At 46.7% G+C, this 14473-nt stretch carries 12 protein-coding genes; 1 reads left to right on the top strand and 11 read right to left on the bottom strand.

The genetic code is table 11. The annotated features are described in order from the left end of the window. Positions 1 to 2: 2 nt before the first annotated feature. From L4D76_RS07720 to hypF, 9 genes are all read right to left on the bottom strand, one after another. Entirely contained in the window at positions 3 to 980 is a 978-nt protein-coding gene (locus tag L4D76_RS07720) for a hypothetical protein (protein ID WP_428440341.1), read from the bottom strand. Next, a complete protein-coding gene (gene hybE, locus L4D76_RS07715; protein WP_428440340.1) occupies positions 977 to 1477 on the bottom strand; it encodes a [NiFe]-hydrogenase assembly chaperone HybE in 501 nt (166 codons plus the stop codon). Before hybE ends, L4D76_RS07720 begins: the two co-directional genes overlap by 4 nt. A gap of 11 nt (positions 1478 to 1488) precedes the next feature. Then, entirely contained in the window at positions 1489 to 1728 is a 240-nt protein-coding gene (locus tag L4D76_RS07710; RefSeq protein WP_428440339.1) for a HypC/HybG/HupF family hydrogenase formation chaperone, read from the bottom strand. Further along, a complete protein-coding gene (locus tag L4D76_RS07705) occupies positions 1728 to 2249 on the bottom strand; it encodes a HyaD/HybD family hydrogenase maturation endopeptidase (RefSeq protein ID WP_428440338.1) in 522 nt (173 codons plus the stop codon). Before L4D76_RS07705 ends, L4D76_RS07710 begins: the two co-directional genes overlap by 1 nt. Continuing rightward, entirely contained in the window at positions 2249 to 3949 is a 1701-nt protein-coding gene (gene hybC / locus L4D76_RS07700; protein WP_428440337.1) for a hydrogenase 2 large subunit, read from the bottom strand. Before hybC ends, L4D76_RS07705 begins: the two co-directional genes overlap by 1 nt. After that, the gene (gene hybB / locus L4D76_RS07695; protein ID WP_428440336.1) at positions 3946 to 5133 is read right to left on the bottom strand and encodes a Ni/Fe-hydrogenase cytochrome b subunit; all 1188 of its coding nucleotides are present in this window, start codon (positions 5131 to 5133) and stop codon (positions 3946 to 3948) included. Before hybB ends, hybC begins: the two co-directional genes overlap by 4 nt. Then, positions 5120 to 6115, bottom strand: coding sequence for a hydrogenase 2 operon protein HybA (gene hybA, locus L4D76_RS07690; RefSeq protein ID WP_428440335.1), 996 nt, complete (start codon positions 6113 to 6115; stop codon positions 5120 to 5122). The genes hybB and hybA overlap by 14 nt, the downstream gene beginning before the upstream one ends. Further along, positions 6108 to 7229 (bottom strand): hydrogenase 2 small subunit, encoded by a 1122-nt coding sequence (gene hybO / locus L4D76_RS07685; RefSeq protein ID WP_428440334.1) that lies wholly within the window; start codon positions 7227 to 7229, stop codon positions 6108 to 6110. The genes hybA and hybO overlap by 8 nt, the downstream gene beginning before the upstream one ends. Positions 7230 to 7648: 419 nt before the next feature. Further along, positions 7649 to 9952: a carbamoyltransferase HypF gene (hypF, locus tag L4D76_RS07680; protein ID WP_428440333.1), complete on the bottom strand. Its 2304-nt coding sequence runs from the start codon at positions 9950 to 9952 to the stop codon at positions 7649 to 7651. Between the two features lie 387 nt (positions 9953 to 10339). On the opposite strand from hypF, the gene L4D76_RS07675 reads away from it, so the two are divergent. Beyond that, the gene (locus L4D76_RS07675) at positions 10340 to 10768 is read left to right on the top strand and encodes a PACE efflux transporter (protein ID WP_428440332.1); all 429 of its coding nucleotides are present in this window, start codon (positions 10340 to 10342) and stop codon (positions 10766 to 10768) included. A 162-nt stretch (positions 10769 to 10930) separates the two neighbouring features. On the opposite strand, the gene L4D76_RS07670 is transcribed toward L4D76_RS07675, so the two are convergent. Both L4D76_RS07670 and L4D76_RS07665 read right to left on the bottom strand, forming a co-directional pair. Next, positions 10931 to 12271, bottom strand: a complete 1341-nt coding sequence (locus L4D76_RS07670; protein WP_428440331.1) for a sigma-54-dependent transcriptional regulator — start codon at positions 12269 to 12271, stop codon at positions 10931 to 10933. Positions 12272 to 12925: 654 nt separating this feature from the next. Continuing rightward, positions 12926 to 14200 carry a dicarboxylate/amino acid:cation symporter gene (locus L4D76_RS07665; protein ID WP_428440330.1) on the bottom strand — a complete coding sequence of 425 codons (1275 nt, stop codon included), beginning with the start codon at positions 14198 to 14200 and terminating at the stop codon, positions 12926 to 12928. Between the last annotated feature and the right edge of the window lie 273 nt (positions 14201 to 14473).

The following is a 14473-nucleotide window of genomic DNA, read 5'->3' as shown; positions in this document are numbered from 1 at the left end:
GGCTACCCTTGACTATGACTAATACGTTGCTTTCCCACAACTGGGTGAATCACAAATCCTACGCAAGGATCGAACGCTGAGACTAATAACTTCAGCCCTTTATCCAGATCATCCTGATGTAACCTTGAACCGATTAAACTCTGCTGTAACTCCCCCCGGTTTGCACAATAGGCATCCGTCGGGGTGCAGATCTGATACGCTTCAATCAGGCCTTCTCGGTTGAGCCTGATGTTATGGGTTAACTTTCCCCTAACGGCCTCGATACTGGCACCACATTCACCGAAAGCAGAAGAGTGATATCCAGCCTGGGCCGGTTGATACTCTCCCACCGCCAGCAAGGCAAGCTCGACCAGACGGGAAAAAATACGCTGCGCTAACTCGCCCCATCGTCGCTGAGCATAAGCAATAAAAGGATGCTTGCTCTGACGCCGTATCGCTCCCATCGTCGCCTGATTTCTATTCCGGCCTAAATAACACCACTGCGGTGCCGTTAGCTGTGCCATTAATTTAGCGTAAGGCGCTGACTGCTCGGCAACCCATGTTTCAATTAGCTGCTCAGAAAAGCTTAGCCAGACGGCGGGAGCCACACCAAATAAAAACGTTAAGGCCGACAAATCCCCCGTTCGCAGTGAGACAGTTGGCTGCATAATATTGATGCCGGGATCCGTCACCAACAGCATTTGTGCCAGCTGCCAGCTATGCTCGTTTATCCATTCCCGGACGACAGCCGATGGCTGGCATGGGGTTGCTAATCCCAACCCCTTGGCTGCGGCCAGCTGTTGCGCTACCGGGCATAGGGTATAAAGCAGACGGATCTGCTTTAACGCCTGTTCCGGCCGGCACCCGGTTAACAGCAGTCCCATATCAGGGCGCTGGTAAGTCACGTTGGCATCCAGAACTTCTAGCTGCTGATCAAAATCAGGATCAGACAGCGTGACATCAATACTCACCTGTCCGATTAACTGCTCCAGCATGCTCATTTATCAAAGCCAAATAACCGCCGTTTAGACTGATCGACCTCATCTTCTACCTGCGTAACAGGAAGAGAAAATGCGATAGTGGCGATTTCTGTTGCCAGTTGCCATGCCGATTTTTGGTCCGAGATCTGGGTTACCGGTGATTGGATTGAACACGCTAAATACTGTCCAAGCTGCTCTTGTTCTCCAACAATAAAAACATACTGGCCATTACCTAATTGAAGACCGAGTTTCTCTCCTACTTGCCTGCGTTCCCAAACCTGCTGCGGACCCGGTAAGATGAACAGGCTAACCATCCAGGGGGTCACCATCACCCCCGTCCACTGTTGTTCATACAGTTTAAAATTCACCGCTTCAACGGCTAAATCTTCCCGGCAAAATGGTAGCCCTTTCATCTCTTCCTGATGGATCTCCGTAAAGATCTGCTTCAGCTTTTCGCTTGGATCACAATCATAGCCAACACATGTTTGTGATTTGGTTTTCAATGGTGTCTGTTCCATGATTTAACTCTTTATGTCGCCTCGGCTAAATTCCACTCTTGCAGCTGCATGAGCGTCGCCAGGGCTTCTTGTGCATCTTCCGGGGCAATTTTCTCTACCGCAAAACCACCGACCTGAATTAATAAATAATCCCCGATCGCAACAGGCTCATCCAGCATCAACAAACTGACATCCCGCTGCTGACCCAAACTGTCAACCGTTGCGGTCTGATCACCCAAAGCAACGACCTGACTCGGTACACCAATACACATCAACCTTCTCCCTGCAACTCACAGCTCAGAGAGTCCGCGGCTTGGATCGGTTGAAGTACAATGCCTTGCTCAGTGAGAAGATCCGCAACGTGTCTGACCAGCCCGTCCACCCGCTCGCTTAACAGTTCGGTCAGGCCGATCTGCGGCTCAACAGAGCTGGGAACCGCACCAACAAGCAGCAACTTCTTCGGGCTTTGATCAATCATATAGAGTGAAGACAACAGATCAGACAAACCAAGCTGATGGGGGGAGATCTTTTGACTGAAAAAGCGGGGCACCTGTTCATCTTCCAGGCGCACCACTGTCCCGGGACAATCACCGGTCACAACAGCATCAACAATGACCACCAGATCTCTTTCAGCCAAGGCATCAAGCAATTCCATACCCGCCGTACCGCCATCCATCACCTCTAACTGATGGGGGTTATAACGGTATTTTTGTTCAAAGGCTTCAATCACTCTGACCCCGATCGCCTCATCGGAGAGTAAAATATTACCAACACCCAACAATAAGCAGCTCATTACAGTACCTTGATCTTGGTAACTTCTGTACCACGAGTGTCAACAATATGGATCGCACAAGACATACACGGATCAAATGAGTGAACAGTGCGAATAACCTCAAGAGGGCGCTCCGGATCTGCAATTGGCGTCCCGACTAAAGAGGCTTCATAAGGGCCGGGATCATCATTATGGTTACGTGGACCGGAGTTAAAGGTAGACGGAACAACCGCTTGATAATTTTCAATTTTCCCGTCTTTAATCACAATCCAGTGCGACAAGATACCCCGTGGTGCTTCATGGAAACCAACCCCTCGAATGACGGTATCCGGGATCTCAGGTTTGATATATGTTGTCGTATCACCTGCCGCAATATTATCAACCAGTGCCTGCCATTGATTTTGCAGCACCTCAACCAGCAGGCCACAACGCACTGCCCGGGCGGCAATACGACCTAACGTTGAATGTAAATCATCTAAACCTAGCGATTTTCCTGTGACGGCATGGTAACCGGACAGAATATCATCGAGATGGCGTTTGGTATCTTGATCCCCGGCCGCCAGCATACAAAGTACCTGAGCTAACGGGCCAACCTGAACCGTCTTGTCATAAAATGTCGGTGACTTAACCCAGGAATACTTACCCTCTTCATCCCAGCCCGTATAGTTAGGATCTGTTTTTCCCTGCCAGGGGTGTAATGGCTCATCATCCTGATACCAGGAATGCTTGGCACTCTCAGTGATCCCGTCACGTAACCACGTATCTTTGTGATCCGTAATTTCTCGGAAAGTGCTCAAATCACCATTTTCAATGTATCCCCCCTGCATCAGGAAGCTGCCACTATGAGAATCGGTTGGAAAGTCCGGTACTGCCAGATAATTGGTAACCCCAGCCCCGACCTTGAGCCAATCCGGGTAGAAAGCAGCAATAATGGCCACATCAACCTTATAAACTTTCTCAACAAAGGTATTGAGCTTATCGATAAACGACTTCACGTACATCAGACGTTCTAGGTTTAACACCCCAACGCCGTCAAGGTTGATTGGGTTGGCAACCCCACCGACGGCAATATTTTGAATGTGAGGTGTTTTCCCGCCTAAGATAGCGACGATCCGATTCGCATCACGCTGGTGTTCTAAAGCTTGCAGATAATGGGCAACGGCGATCAGATTCACTTCCGGGGGCAGTTTCATTTCCTTATGCTCCCAGTAACCATTAGCAAAAATACCTAACTGGCCACTTGCGACTAAGTCTTTGAGCTTATTTTTTACCTTTTTAAATTCACCGACACTATTGCCTTCCCAATCGGAAAACTTCTCTACTAATTCAGCCGCTTTTTTAGGATCCGCCTTCAGGGCAGAGGTTACATCAACCCAATCAAGCGCAGACAAGTGATAAAAATGCACCACGTGATCATGAATACTGTGGGCCGCTGTTATGATATTTCGGATATATTGTGCATTGACTGGTACATCCAAATTCAGTGCATCTTCAACCGCTCGGACAGACGCTGTTGCGTGTACCGTTGTACACACCCCGCAAATTCGCTGGGTGATTGTCCAGGCATCGATAGGATCACGGCCTTTTAAGATTTCTTCCATGCCGCGCCACATCGTGCCCGATGACCAGGCTTTTGTTACAACCCCATTTTCGATTTCACAATCGACACGTAAATGCCCTTCAATTCGCGTAACGGGATCAACAGTAATACGCTGGCTCATGAGTTACCTCTTATTTTATTTTTTGTAGTAAAGGCGTGGTGAATGCGTTCAAGTGCAGGTAATACAGGAAGCAGACGCACGATTAATAAGTAAGCACTAATTTCAATTGCTATAAATCCAACTGAAAGTAAAACTTCTTCGGTTTTCGGAAAATATTGAAACCCTTCTCCCGGGTTAAAGGCGAGCAATGATAAATCAAGTCGCCATAGCCCTGCTCCAATAAGCATGCTTAATGCACCAAGAAACAAAAAGCGGGCATCTTTACGAAGTCTGTCCCAATGGAAAACTAATAATGGGAAGATCATTAATGCGATTTCAGCCCAAAACATCAGTGCATATTGATCAAACTGAGCCAAATAACTGACTTTATTTCGTACCACCAGCTCGGCGAAACGCATGGAAATAAAGCTGACTAAAAAAATATCAATAATAAATGTCAGTTTATAAAATAATGGGGTTTCACTCTTTCCCTTCCCCCGAAGGCCAGCCTGTACAAGTGATCCTTCAAAAACAACAATTGAAAAACCCATAATAAACGCAGTTAATAAAGAGAATAACGGCAATAATTCATAACTTTGCCAAAGTGGATGAACTTTATGCCCCGCACTGATAAACAACGACCCCATCGATGACTGGTGCATCGTTGGCAATAAAGCCCCTAACGCAATAATGGCAAACATAATTCCATTTAAACGTTTTAATGGCACCTTCCAGCCCAAACGCTCAAACAGGGCTGGTGCAAATTCTGCAGCCAATACTAAAACGTAAACCGTCATACAGGCTGCGGTTTCAAACAACACCGAGTTGGTATTAAAATAACCCGGTAAATAGATATAAGGGGTATTCCACCAGCGCCCCATATCCATCACAATTGAAAGACCGCCCAGAGAATAGCCGAACAAACTGGCTAGCAGTGCAGGCCGCACCAACGGGTGGTATTCGCCACGGTTAAAGACATAAACCGTCCACGCTAATGCCCATCCACCACAGGCAAAACCGGTACCGATTAACAGATCAAATGCAATCCATAATCCCCATGGATAACCGCCATTGAGATCAGCAACAGCTCCGATACCAAAAAACAGGCGATGGAAAATAACAAAACCGCAAATAATCACAAAAGGAGCAAAAAATACCAATGGCCAATTTAATATCCGGCCACCTAGCGGCTTAGCTTTCACCATGATCACTCTCCTTCCCTTGGTCATTATCATGAGATTTCATGTTGCGGCGCGTGGCATACATCAACCCGGTCAATGCGGCTAACGGCAGTACCATGCCTTTATATAGCGTATGCTGAACGGTTTCAGAACGAGAACCCGTTGACGTCTCTTCCAGTTCAGGTAAACCCAGGGTTGTTTGCGGCACGCCGCTAAGCACTAAGACCTGAGTACCACCGCCTTCAAACTCACCATAGATATGTTGCTCATAGGCAGGGAGCGGTTTGACATGCTTCTCTTGGCTTGAGATTTCCAGTCTTGGATATGCATAGTCCTCGTTGACCGGGGCCTGTAACCGGCGTTTCGCTTCCTCGAGAAGTTCATCGCGCCGGCCAAAAATAACAGCTCCGGTCGGACAGACTTCAACACAACCCGGATAAAGGCCGTTATCTAATCGCTCCACCCCTTTTTGATTACACAATTGGCACTTTTGGATCTGGCCAAGCGGGTTATCATATTCATACTTGGGGATATTAAACGGACAGGCAACCATGCAATAGCGGCAGCCTAAACATGTATCCGGATCATTGGTGACGATGCCGGTCTTTGGATCTTTTTTCATCGATGACACCGGACAAACCGACACACAGTTAGGGTCGACACAGTGCATACACTGGCGCTTCATATACGCATAGCCGTCTTCCGTCTGATCTTTGTTGTCAGCACTCCCGGACTCCCAGACCTGAATAACATTTAATGCATACGGGCTGAGCTTATCGTTACGTGAATGGATCTCTGCGTCAGGCGCTTTGGGGTTAACTTCAATCCCATTGATTTCACGGCATTTAAATACACATGCCTGACAACCAACGCACAGGGTTGAGTCATATAACATACCGACAGCGTCAGGCTGAGGTTCAAGATTAGGGCGGGCCTCGCTGGAACCTGCTGCAGCAAGTAAAGGCGTACCTGCCGCAATCTTTAGAAAATTGCGCCTATCAATCATCGCTATCACCATACTCTTTTTGCTGTCGGCCCAATTCGCGTACCGTCATCAGGCTCACCCCGGCAACGACGCCTGCCACGCCACCTAAGAAGGCGGCGGATGTCGGGTTCGCATCTCCCCCCTCTGTTGCGTCAATATTTGGGATCTCCGCCGGAGGGGTTTGTTTCTGGACTGCAGCTAATTGATGAATACCTTTGCTAAAACCGACATTTTCTTCGTTGCAACCGATACATGGATGGCCAATGCCGACAGGCCAAATGCCGCCGCCGACATCACAAAATTCCAGTGTCGAACAGTTGCCATAGGTTTCTGGCCCTTTACAGCCCAGCTTGTATAAACACCACCCTTCTCGATGCCCTTCATCGCCGAACTCCTTGGCAAAACGTCCGGCATCAAAATGCGGCCGTCGCTCACAGTGTTCGTGGATCAACCGGCCATACGCAAACGTCGGACGGTTTTTATCGTCCAGTTTCGGTAAAGAGCCAAAAGCCACAAGATGCATCACCGTTGCAAGAAAGTTATGAGGATTGGGCGGGCAACCAGGAATGTTAACCACTGTCTTTCCAGGCAGGATAGCTTGTAAGCTTTCTGCACCCGTTGGATTGACGCCAATTGAAGGCACACCGCCCCATGAACTACATGAACCAATCGCAATAATCGCGGCGGCTCCCTCAGCAGCCTCTTTTATATGCTCAATAATCGGCTTGCCTGCAACCATACAGTACACCCCGCCATCCTTAGTCGGAATCGAGCCGTCTACAACCAGGACATATTGGCCTTTATACTTTTCCATGGCGTGGTGTTTATTGGCTTCAACCTGATGACCTGCCGCGGCAGACAAGACCTCGTGATACTCCAGAGAAATGGTTTCAAGGATCAGGTTTTCCAATGTCGGGTGGGTCGAACGTAACAGCGATTCAGTACACCCCGTACACTCCTGGGCACCAATCCAAATCACGGGTGGTCGCGATGGGTTGCTCATTGATTCTGCCAGTGTGGTCGCCGCAGCCGAACTCGCAAGCCCCATCGTCGCAGCCATTCCACTGCAGAATTTCATAAAGTCTCGCCGAGAGACTCCCAAGCTTTTTAATATTGCTAACTGATGTTCATTCATAATATTAATTCTTATATTTGGTTAAACTTGATCGAATGAATAAAACGTTAATTTAAAATAAAAGCTGAACGGGCACTGAATGATATGAAAACAACTCCATATCAGTACGTTCAAATCCAGAAAATAGATTCGAACAGAACCAAACTCATTTAATGAATTTAAATAAGCTTGAATAAACTTAAAATGGATTTATATCATCAGAAGCAAAAAATCAAATAAGATAATATTCCCGTAAGCTACAGTTTTTTATTATTCAAAAAACAATTACTGTTTAAATACGTATGGACAAAAAATAAAAGTGTAATATTAGTTACAATTGTAAGAAAATGTAACAATCCGACCATTATAAGGCGCCCATGGCGTTTTTCCACAGGGCCTTCTTATTGGCATAACATTTATTTTTAAATATGAGAACTCGATCAGTTATTATCCACAGCAGCAATGGCAATCTGACCTAACGCTAAGCCACCATCACCGCATGAAAAAAGGCTGGGCTGTAATATATTCAAGTTATTATCAAAGTAATTAATAATCATTCTTGTTAAGAGGCGGTTATGGAAAACGCCACCCGTCAAGACTATTGTCGTTATGTTATTTTCTCGACTTTTCATCAACACAAGTTTGGCAAAAGCGCGAGCAAGAGCGTCATGAAATAACCAGGCTTTTTGTTCTGTTGAACAATTTAATTTAAACCACTGCAACCAAAAACCATGTAAATCTAATTGATTGCCATTCTTATTCAATGGAATATTTAATTGCTCTTTTAAATTAAGCGTGTCTGCCTGCCATGCCAGACTCTCCAATAGACAAGCAGCCTCTCCTTCATAGTTAATTTGGTCGAAACAAATTCCAAGTGATGCCGCTACGCCATCAAACAAACGACCGGCAGAGCTGGTAGCTGGAGCATGAATTTTTTGTTGGATCACTTTCGTTAATAACTGCCATGGTTTGCCCTGAAATATATCAACACCGATATGCTCTTGCCACGCAGGCAGAAATGTTTCAAGGTGAGAAAGTAAAATTCGCCAAGGTTGTTTCGCTGCCATATCACCGCCAGGAAGAGGATATTCAGGCAGTCCCCCCAATTGATGGCACTCTTGATAATCAGCAAGGAGTAATTCTCCCCCCCATAACGCCTTATCTGGTCCCACTCCGATACCGTCTAATGCGAGTGCTAATACTTTGCCATCCGAGAGCTTCCAACCATGCTCAAACAGACACGCCGCAACGTGAGCATGATGATGAAAAACCTGACTGACGGAAACCTCCGGGTAATGGGCCCGAATGAGTGAGCGAGTCAAATAATGGGGATGACAATCTATGGCCAGCTTTTCCGGCTTCCAGTTATACACTTCAGAAAAATGGTCAATACTTTGCAAATACTGTTGTTGAATTTCAATTTGTTCCAGATCGCCGAAAAACTGACTGACAATGACATCGTTATCCCGCCCTAAGGCAAAGCTGTTCTTCAAATCACCGCCAGCGGCTAATATCTTGTTAACGGATGGAAAGTCAGCGGGAACGGATACCGCATTAGGGACATAACCTCGGCTTCGACGCAGCATCTCTAATTGATTATGTTCATTAACCCGAATAAGCGAATCATCTGCTCTTTGTATAATGGGGCGATTATTCAATAAAAAGAGATCGGCAATACCTGAAAGCTGAGATAACGCTTGCTGATTTGTCATCGCGGGCGGATGCCCCGACGCATTCGCCGATGTCATCACGACCGGTGATCCCAGTTGTTTGGCTAACAGGTGCTGCAGTGGGTTAGCCGGTAGCATTAAACCAACTTCAACCAACCCGGGAGCAATTTGGCTTGAGATAAAATCTACATGCTGTTGCTTTTTGGTCACTAAAACAATCGGTGCCGCACTGGATACCAGCAGGGCAGTTTCATGTTCATTCATCTCTGCGATTTGGCCTGCCCAGGCTAAATCGGGCACCATGACCGCAAACGGCTTGGTCAGACGGCGCTTTCTCTCCCTTAATTTGCTAACCGCTAGCTCAGAGCTGGCATCACAGACAAGGTGAAAGCCCCCCAGACCTTTCATTGCCACAATTTTTCCCTGCTTAATAGCCTGAGCCGCTAATATAAGCGCATCTCCGGTATGTTGGTTGCCATGCTTATCTGTCAACCAAAGGTCAGGCCCACAGACAGGGCACGCTACAGGCTGGGCGTGAAAACGGCGATCAGCCGGATTTTTATATTCAGCTAAACAGCAATCACAAAGCGGAAAATCCGCCATCGTTGTCGAAGGTCTGTCATAAGGCATGGCAGAAATAATCGTGAAACGGGGACCGCAGTGGGTACAATTTAAAAACGGGTAGTGGTAGCGGCGATCATGCCTGTCAAAAAGCTCTTGCTGACACGCCTCACACGTTGCCGCATCCGGAATGATCTGAGTTTCCATTTCGACTTGCTGTGACTGGGTGATCTCAAAGCTGGCGGGGATCGCCTGCCAGTGATAAACCGTCGTCTCAATACTTTCGATAAAAGCCAACGGCGGACAGCGTTCCCGGATTAACTGGAGAAAGAGGGTTACATCCGTCGTCTGAGCTAAGCGTATCAGCACGCCTTTACTATCATTTAATACATGACCGCGAGCATCCAGCTCTTGTGCTATTTGCCAAATATAAGGGCGAAAACCCACCCCCTGAACCTTACCTTTAACTCGAATTTCTATGCCTGAATCAGGCCCGTCACACTGCTTGTTCATTCATTTTTATTAACTAAAAACACACAACTTTTAAGCATAAGATAAAATTACTGAAAAGTAAGTATAAAAAAGAAGGATGATCCACTCGTAAGGGCATCGTTTGACAGAAATTCCAATAACTGCCGAGCGAAGTTACAAAGACTTCCCGTTGTTCAATTGAAAACCGCGCCTTTTTTCTCCTTTAGTCTCTAGTTTCGAGTTTCTCGTTTCTCGTTTCTCGTTTCTCGTTTCTCGTTTCTCGCCACCCTATCTGTTTTAACGATAGTTACTAACTTTTTAGTATCAACATTACAGGTAGAATAAGTCACATCTTACAGGGCCGGTTACGAAAAAGTCATCAGCCCTGAATCTATATACCCAGATATGTGCAACAAATGAGAGGCAGCGATGCGTACAACTTATGACAGAATTCGCCATGCTATCGGTTTTGAACTGATTGCTTTAATGTTGATTATGTTAGGTTTCAGCCTGTTGATGGACTTTGAGGTACATAAGATAGGTCTATTAGGACTCGCCTTCTCTGTATTCACGACGGGTTGGAACTTTGTTTATAACATCTTGTTTGATAAAGCGATGATGAAATGTACAGGACAGACCGGTAAAGCGTTTAAACACCGCATCATCCATGCGCTGGTTTTTGAAGTCACGCTGTTGTGGCTCACCCTGCCCGTAATGGCATGGTTTCTTGAGATCAGCCTGCTCGAAGCCCTCATCATGGATCTGGGCTTAGTCGTATTCTACCTGTTCTACACATATGGCTATAATTGGGCTTACGATCAGCTGTTCCCGACTCAACAACCGCTCCCGCTAAGTTAACGATAGAGCCGATAAGATAAAAAAGCCCCAGAAAGATCCGGGGCTGATTCAACAAGCTTTTGTCGATATGGCAAGTCTCCTGGAGACTTGATCAGCATGCACCGGAACGCCTCACGCCATGAATCGATGACTCAGTGGCGCTTCAGATGATGCGAAAGGGTATCAACGGAAATTTCTCTGGGCAGAGTCCAGATCATGCTTGCTCAGCAGTCGATACATGGTCGCACGGGAAATACCTAACTCACGGGCGGCAGCTGAAATCTGCCCCTTGTTATTTTCCAGTACGGCCAGTAGCGCGCTTCGCTCCGACTCTTCGCGGATCCTTTTCAGGCTTTGTTTATCATCACTCGAACGCGGGATATCGAGATGATCAGCTTCGATACATTGTTGTTCAGCCAGCAACACCGCCCGTTTCATTTGACTGATCAATTCCCGCACATTACCTGGCCAAGGATAACTGAGCAGCATTTTCTGGGCATCTTCAGAAAATTGTTTCGCTGCACTGTTATATTGCCGGGCAAACTTAAGTAAGAAGAGTTCAGACAGCAACAGAATATCGGGCCCTCGCTCACGCAATGATGGTACCGCTAAACTCAGTACATTAAGGCGATAGAGCAAGTCCTGACGGAGTTTACCTTCGGTAACTAATGCTTCTACTGGGTAACTCGTGGAGACGATAAGTCGGACATCCGTCGGGATCTGCTGACCGTCAGGGGCAGTAAACACGCCATCTTGCAAGAATAATAACAACTCCTGTTGCCTGGCATCCGTTAAAGCGGAAATATCATTGAGATACAATACGCCTTGATCGGCAGCGGCAAAACAGCACAGTCCTTTATCTTTGTCACTTGCCGTAACAACGGCTTCGCCTTGCCATGCTGCACTGATGGCTTCACAATTCACCCGAATGAAGGGATATTTAGCGCGGGTTGAAGCCTGATGAATAGCACGGGCAACTAACTCTTTTCCTGTTCCGATCTCACCTTGAATAAAAACAGGCACATTCGTCATTGCCATCCGTTTTACATGATGACGTAATTTTTTCATCACATCAGTCGTACCTTGCAAACCCTGCTGACCCAATTGACCTAACTGAGGCCAGACCTTACGTTCAAGCTGCAACATACCTAGCTGATGTCCGATTGTTTCCTGCAAGCGGGAAACCGGTACCGGTGAAGTGAAATAATCGATACAGAAACTGACGATAAACTGACAAATCGCGACAGTGCCCAGCTGCTCTTCACGCACCATTGCAAGCCAGCGAACCTGCTTATTGCGATTCACCAATGCCGCGATCCCCTGAAGGCTAAAATCGTCCTGACTCAGATCGACCACTCCAATACAAGGGCCAAGATCCAATAATAAAGACTCTGCCGCTCTGAGATCATAACAGCGATGGCATGACCAACCGGCTTGCTCCAGAGAAGCTAGCCATGGTTCATCAACCCCGCCCAAAACAACGAGTGCTCCGGGTGCAGATCCCGTATTCAACTCTCTCCCCATCCGATATCGCCCTTCAATCAGTTAACCGTCAGCCCTAAAGGATCGAGCGAACCATCCAACAAATAACCCCCCTATCACTTCTGTGAACCAAGGCATTAAGCGCGTTCAGTTACTCAGTAATTAGTATAAAGCACGATAATACCAATCGAGATAATTATCTGGTCAATTCAGAGCGTTGCCAGCAGTTTGAGAGCAAGCCAAATTGATGAAGATATAGTCGCTCTACATCAAAACAATTTGGATCAGCTATCGAGCGGCTGGCACGCTCCCGAAGGGCGAGTTGAAAGGGTACAGCTACAGTGTTGCTTGATTTTGATGGATATGAATACACCTACAATCAAGCGCCTTGTATCTGAGCCCTTTCATTCTCGCTGAATGGCCAGACTATTATCCCGGTTGGTATAACATAGCGTGCCGCTAATAACTTGATGATATATGGCACAATAAAATAAATGCAACTCATTTGGTATAAATCGCGGTGAGCTTCATGCTATTTCCTAAAAACAAGGGGTCTGACAACAAAAATTTGCATCCGGTAGCAACACTCTGTGTTAACGATATGTGCCAGAAGGCAAATGCAGATAACCGTAACTCCAGCGTTTCAAAAATAAAAAAAGCGCCTTGCGGCGCTTTTTAATGATGGTGTCAAACGAGTTAACTTACTGTAACAGGTATTGCTTCTGCATCGTTTGCGTCAACACCAATTTCATTCTCACTTTTTGCAACAATGGTATTCACTGCGGTATCACCGACAACGTTTGAGCTGGTACAGAACATATCATTGATACGGTCAACAGCGGCAACAATCGCCAGACCTTCTGGTGGCAGACCCAGTTGGTGCAGCAAGACACCAACCATCACCACACCACCACCTGGTACACCGCCGGCACCGATAGACAGTAGCAAGATAGTCAGACCCAGAGTGAACAGATCAGCACTGTTGATTGGCTGGCCGAACGCATTTGCCACGAAGATAGTTGCCAGAGCGATATAGATAGAAACACCTGACATGTTCATGGTCGCACCCAGCGGTACCCCAAAACCTGCTACCGATTTCGACACACCAATCTTATCAGTCAGGGTGCGCATTGTTACCGGAATTGTTGCATTTGAGCTTGCCGTTGATAGCGAAAACAGGATCTGCTCGCGGGTATGGCGTAAGAACTCAGAAGGTTTGATCCCAGTCATGAGACCTACCATCATTGGGTAGAAGATGAAGATCCAGAACACCAGCATGGCAACAACCAGCGCGACATAACCTGCTACTGACATCAGCGTATTGCCATCCAGTGTTGCACCTAATTGGATCATCAGGGCAAAGACACCAAATGGCGCCAGACTCATGACCAGGCCTACCAGCTTCATCATGATTTCATTGGCCATCTTGAACGTCTTAATGGCCGGACCGCCACGAGTATCCAGCGCCTGAATAGCCAGGCCGGTCAGAATCGCCATGAAGATAATTTGTAACATATCACCGCTGGCAAAAGCTTGTACCGGGTTACTTGGAACAATGTTAACAATTAGCGAGAAGATATCTGGTGTTTCTGTCGTTGTCAGCTTCACCGCTTCCGAAACAGTACCGGCCAGATTCGCATCCGCTCCTGGCTGGAAAATCATCCCAACGGTGAGTGCTGCTGTAATCGCGATGATGGTATTAATGATGTAGAGACCAAAGGTTTTCCCACCGAGGCGACCAAATGCCGAGATATCTTTTAATTCAACAATACCGCAAACAATCGAGACATAAACTAACGGAATAACCAGAAGTTTGATCAGTGATACAAACATACCGCCAGCACCTTCCGCCAGCCCGAGTACATAGGTATCCATAAATGTAACGCCGTTAAACAGGTACTGAATCGCGGTACCTATAATCAGACCTGCAAACAGGCCTGCAAATATCTTTCCTGATAGCGATTTCTTCATCGTCCATCTCCAGTCGGTTGTGCTTGTTAACGTTTTGTGTACATCCCAATCCCACTGTCGTTCGTGGGTTAGGCGACATTTTACATATCTGGCTCACTCTGGGAAGTTAAAATTTTACATTACCGCTACAACCTGGCGATAAAATTAAACACTATCAGATCGAACAAAATACAGCACAACCAACTAAATAACATGTAAATCTGAAACTTATCAATAAGGCTTATGACGAGCTATAGACAGAATATCATTCTGCACGGGTGGTTTATAATTATT

Source organism: Photobacterium sagamiensis (assembly GCF_050337085.1).
Classification (GTDB): Bacteria; Pseudomonadota; Gammaproteobacteria; order Enterobacterales; family Vibrionaceae; genus Photobacterium; species Photobacterium sagamiensis.
The sequence above is the reverse complement of the archived record's forward strand: the minus strand, read 5'-3'. Positions and strand labels throughout refer to the sequence as shown.

Coding starts and splice junctions, on each gene's coding strand:
- L4D76_RS07720 (WP_428440341.1), bottom strand. CDS start 980: ATGAGCATGCTGGAGCAGTTAATCGGACAGGTGAGTATTGATGTCACG.
- hybE (WP_428440340.1), bottom strand. CDS start 1,477: ATGGAACAGACACCATTGAAAACCAAATCACAAACATGTGTTGGCTAT.
- L4D76_RS07705 (WP_428440338.1), bottom strand. CDS start 2,249: ATGAGCTGCTTATTGTTGGGTGTTGGTAATATTTTACTCTCCGATGAG.
- hybC (WP_428440337.1), bottom strand. CDS start 3,949: ATGAGCCAGCGTATTACTGTTGATCCCGTTACGCGAATTGAAGGGCAT.
- hybO (WP_428440334.1), bottom strand. CDS start 7,229: ATGAATGAACATCAGTTAGCAATATTAAAAAGCTTGGGAGTCTCTCGG.
- L4D76_RS07665 (WP_428440330.1), bottom strand. CDS start 14,200: ATGAAGAAATCGCTATCAGGAAAGATATTTGCAGGCCTGTTTGCAGGT.
- hybB (WP_428440336.1), bottom strand. CDS start 5,133: ATGGTGAAAGCTAAGCCGCTAGGTGGCCGGATATTAAATTGGCCATTG.
- L4D76_RS07710 (WP_428440339.1), bottom strand. CDS start 1,728: ATGTGTATTGGTGTACCGAGTCAGGTCGTTGCTTTGGGTGATCAGACC.
- hypF (WP_428440333.1), bottom strand. CDS start 9,952: ATGAACAAGCAGTGTGACGGGCCTGATTCAGGCATAGAAATTCGAGTT.
- hybA (WP_428440335.1), bottom strand. CDS start 6,115: ATGATTGATAGGCGCAATTTTCTAAAGATTGCGGCAGGTACGCCTTTA.
- L4D76_RS07670 (WP_428440331.1), bottom strand. CDS start 12,271: ATGGGGAGAGAGTTGAATACGGGATCTGCACCCGGAGCACTCGTTGTT.
- L4D76_RS07675 (WP_428440332.1), top strand. CDS start 10,340: ATGCGTACAACTTATGACAGAATTCGCCATGCTATCGGTTTTGAACTG.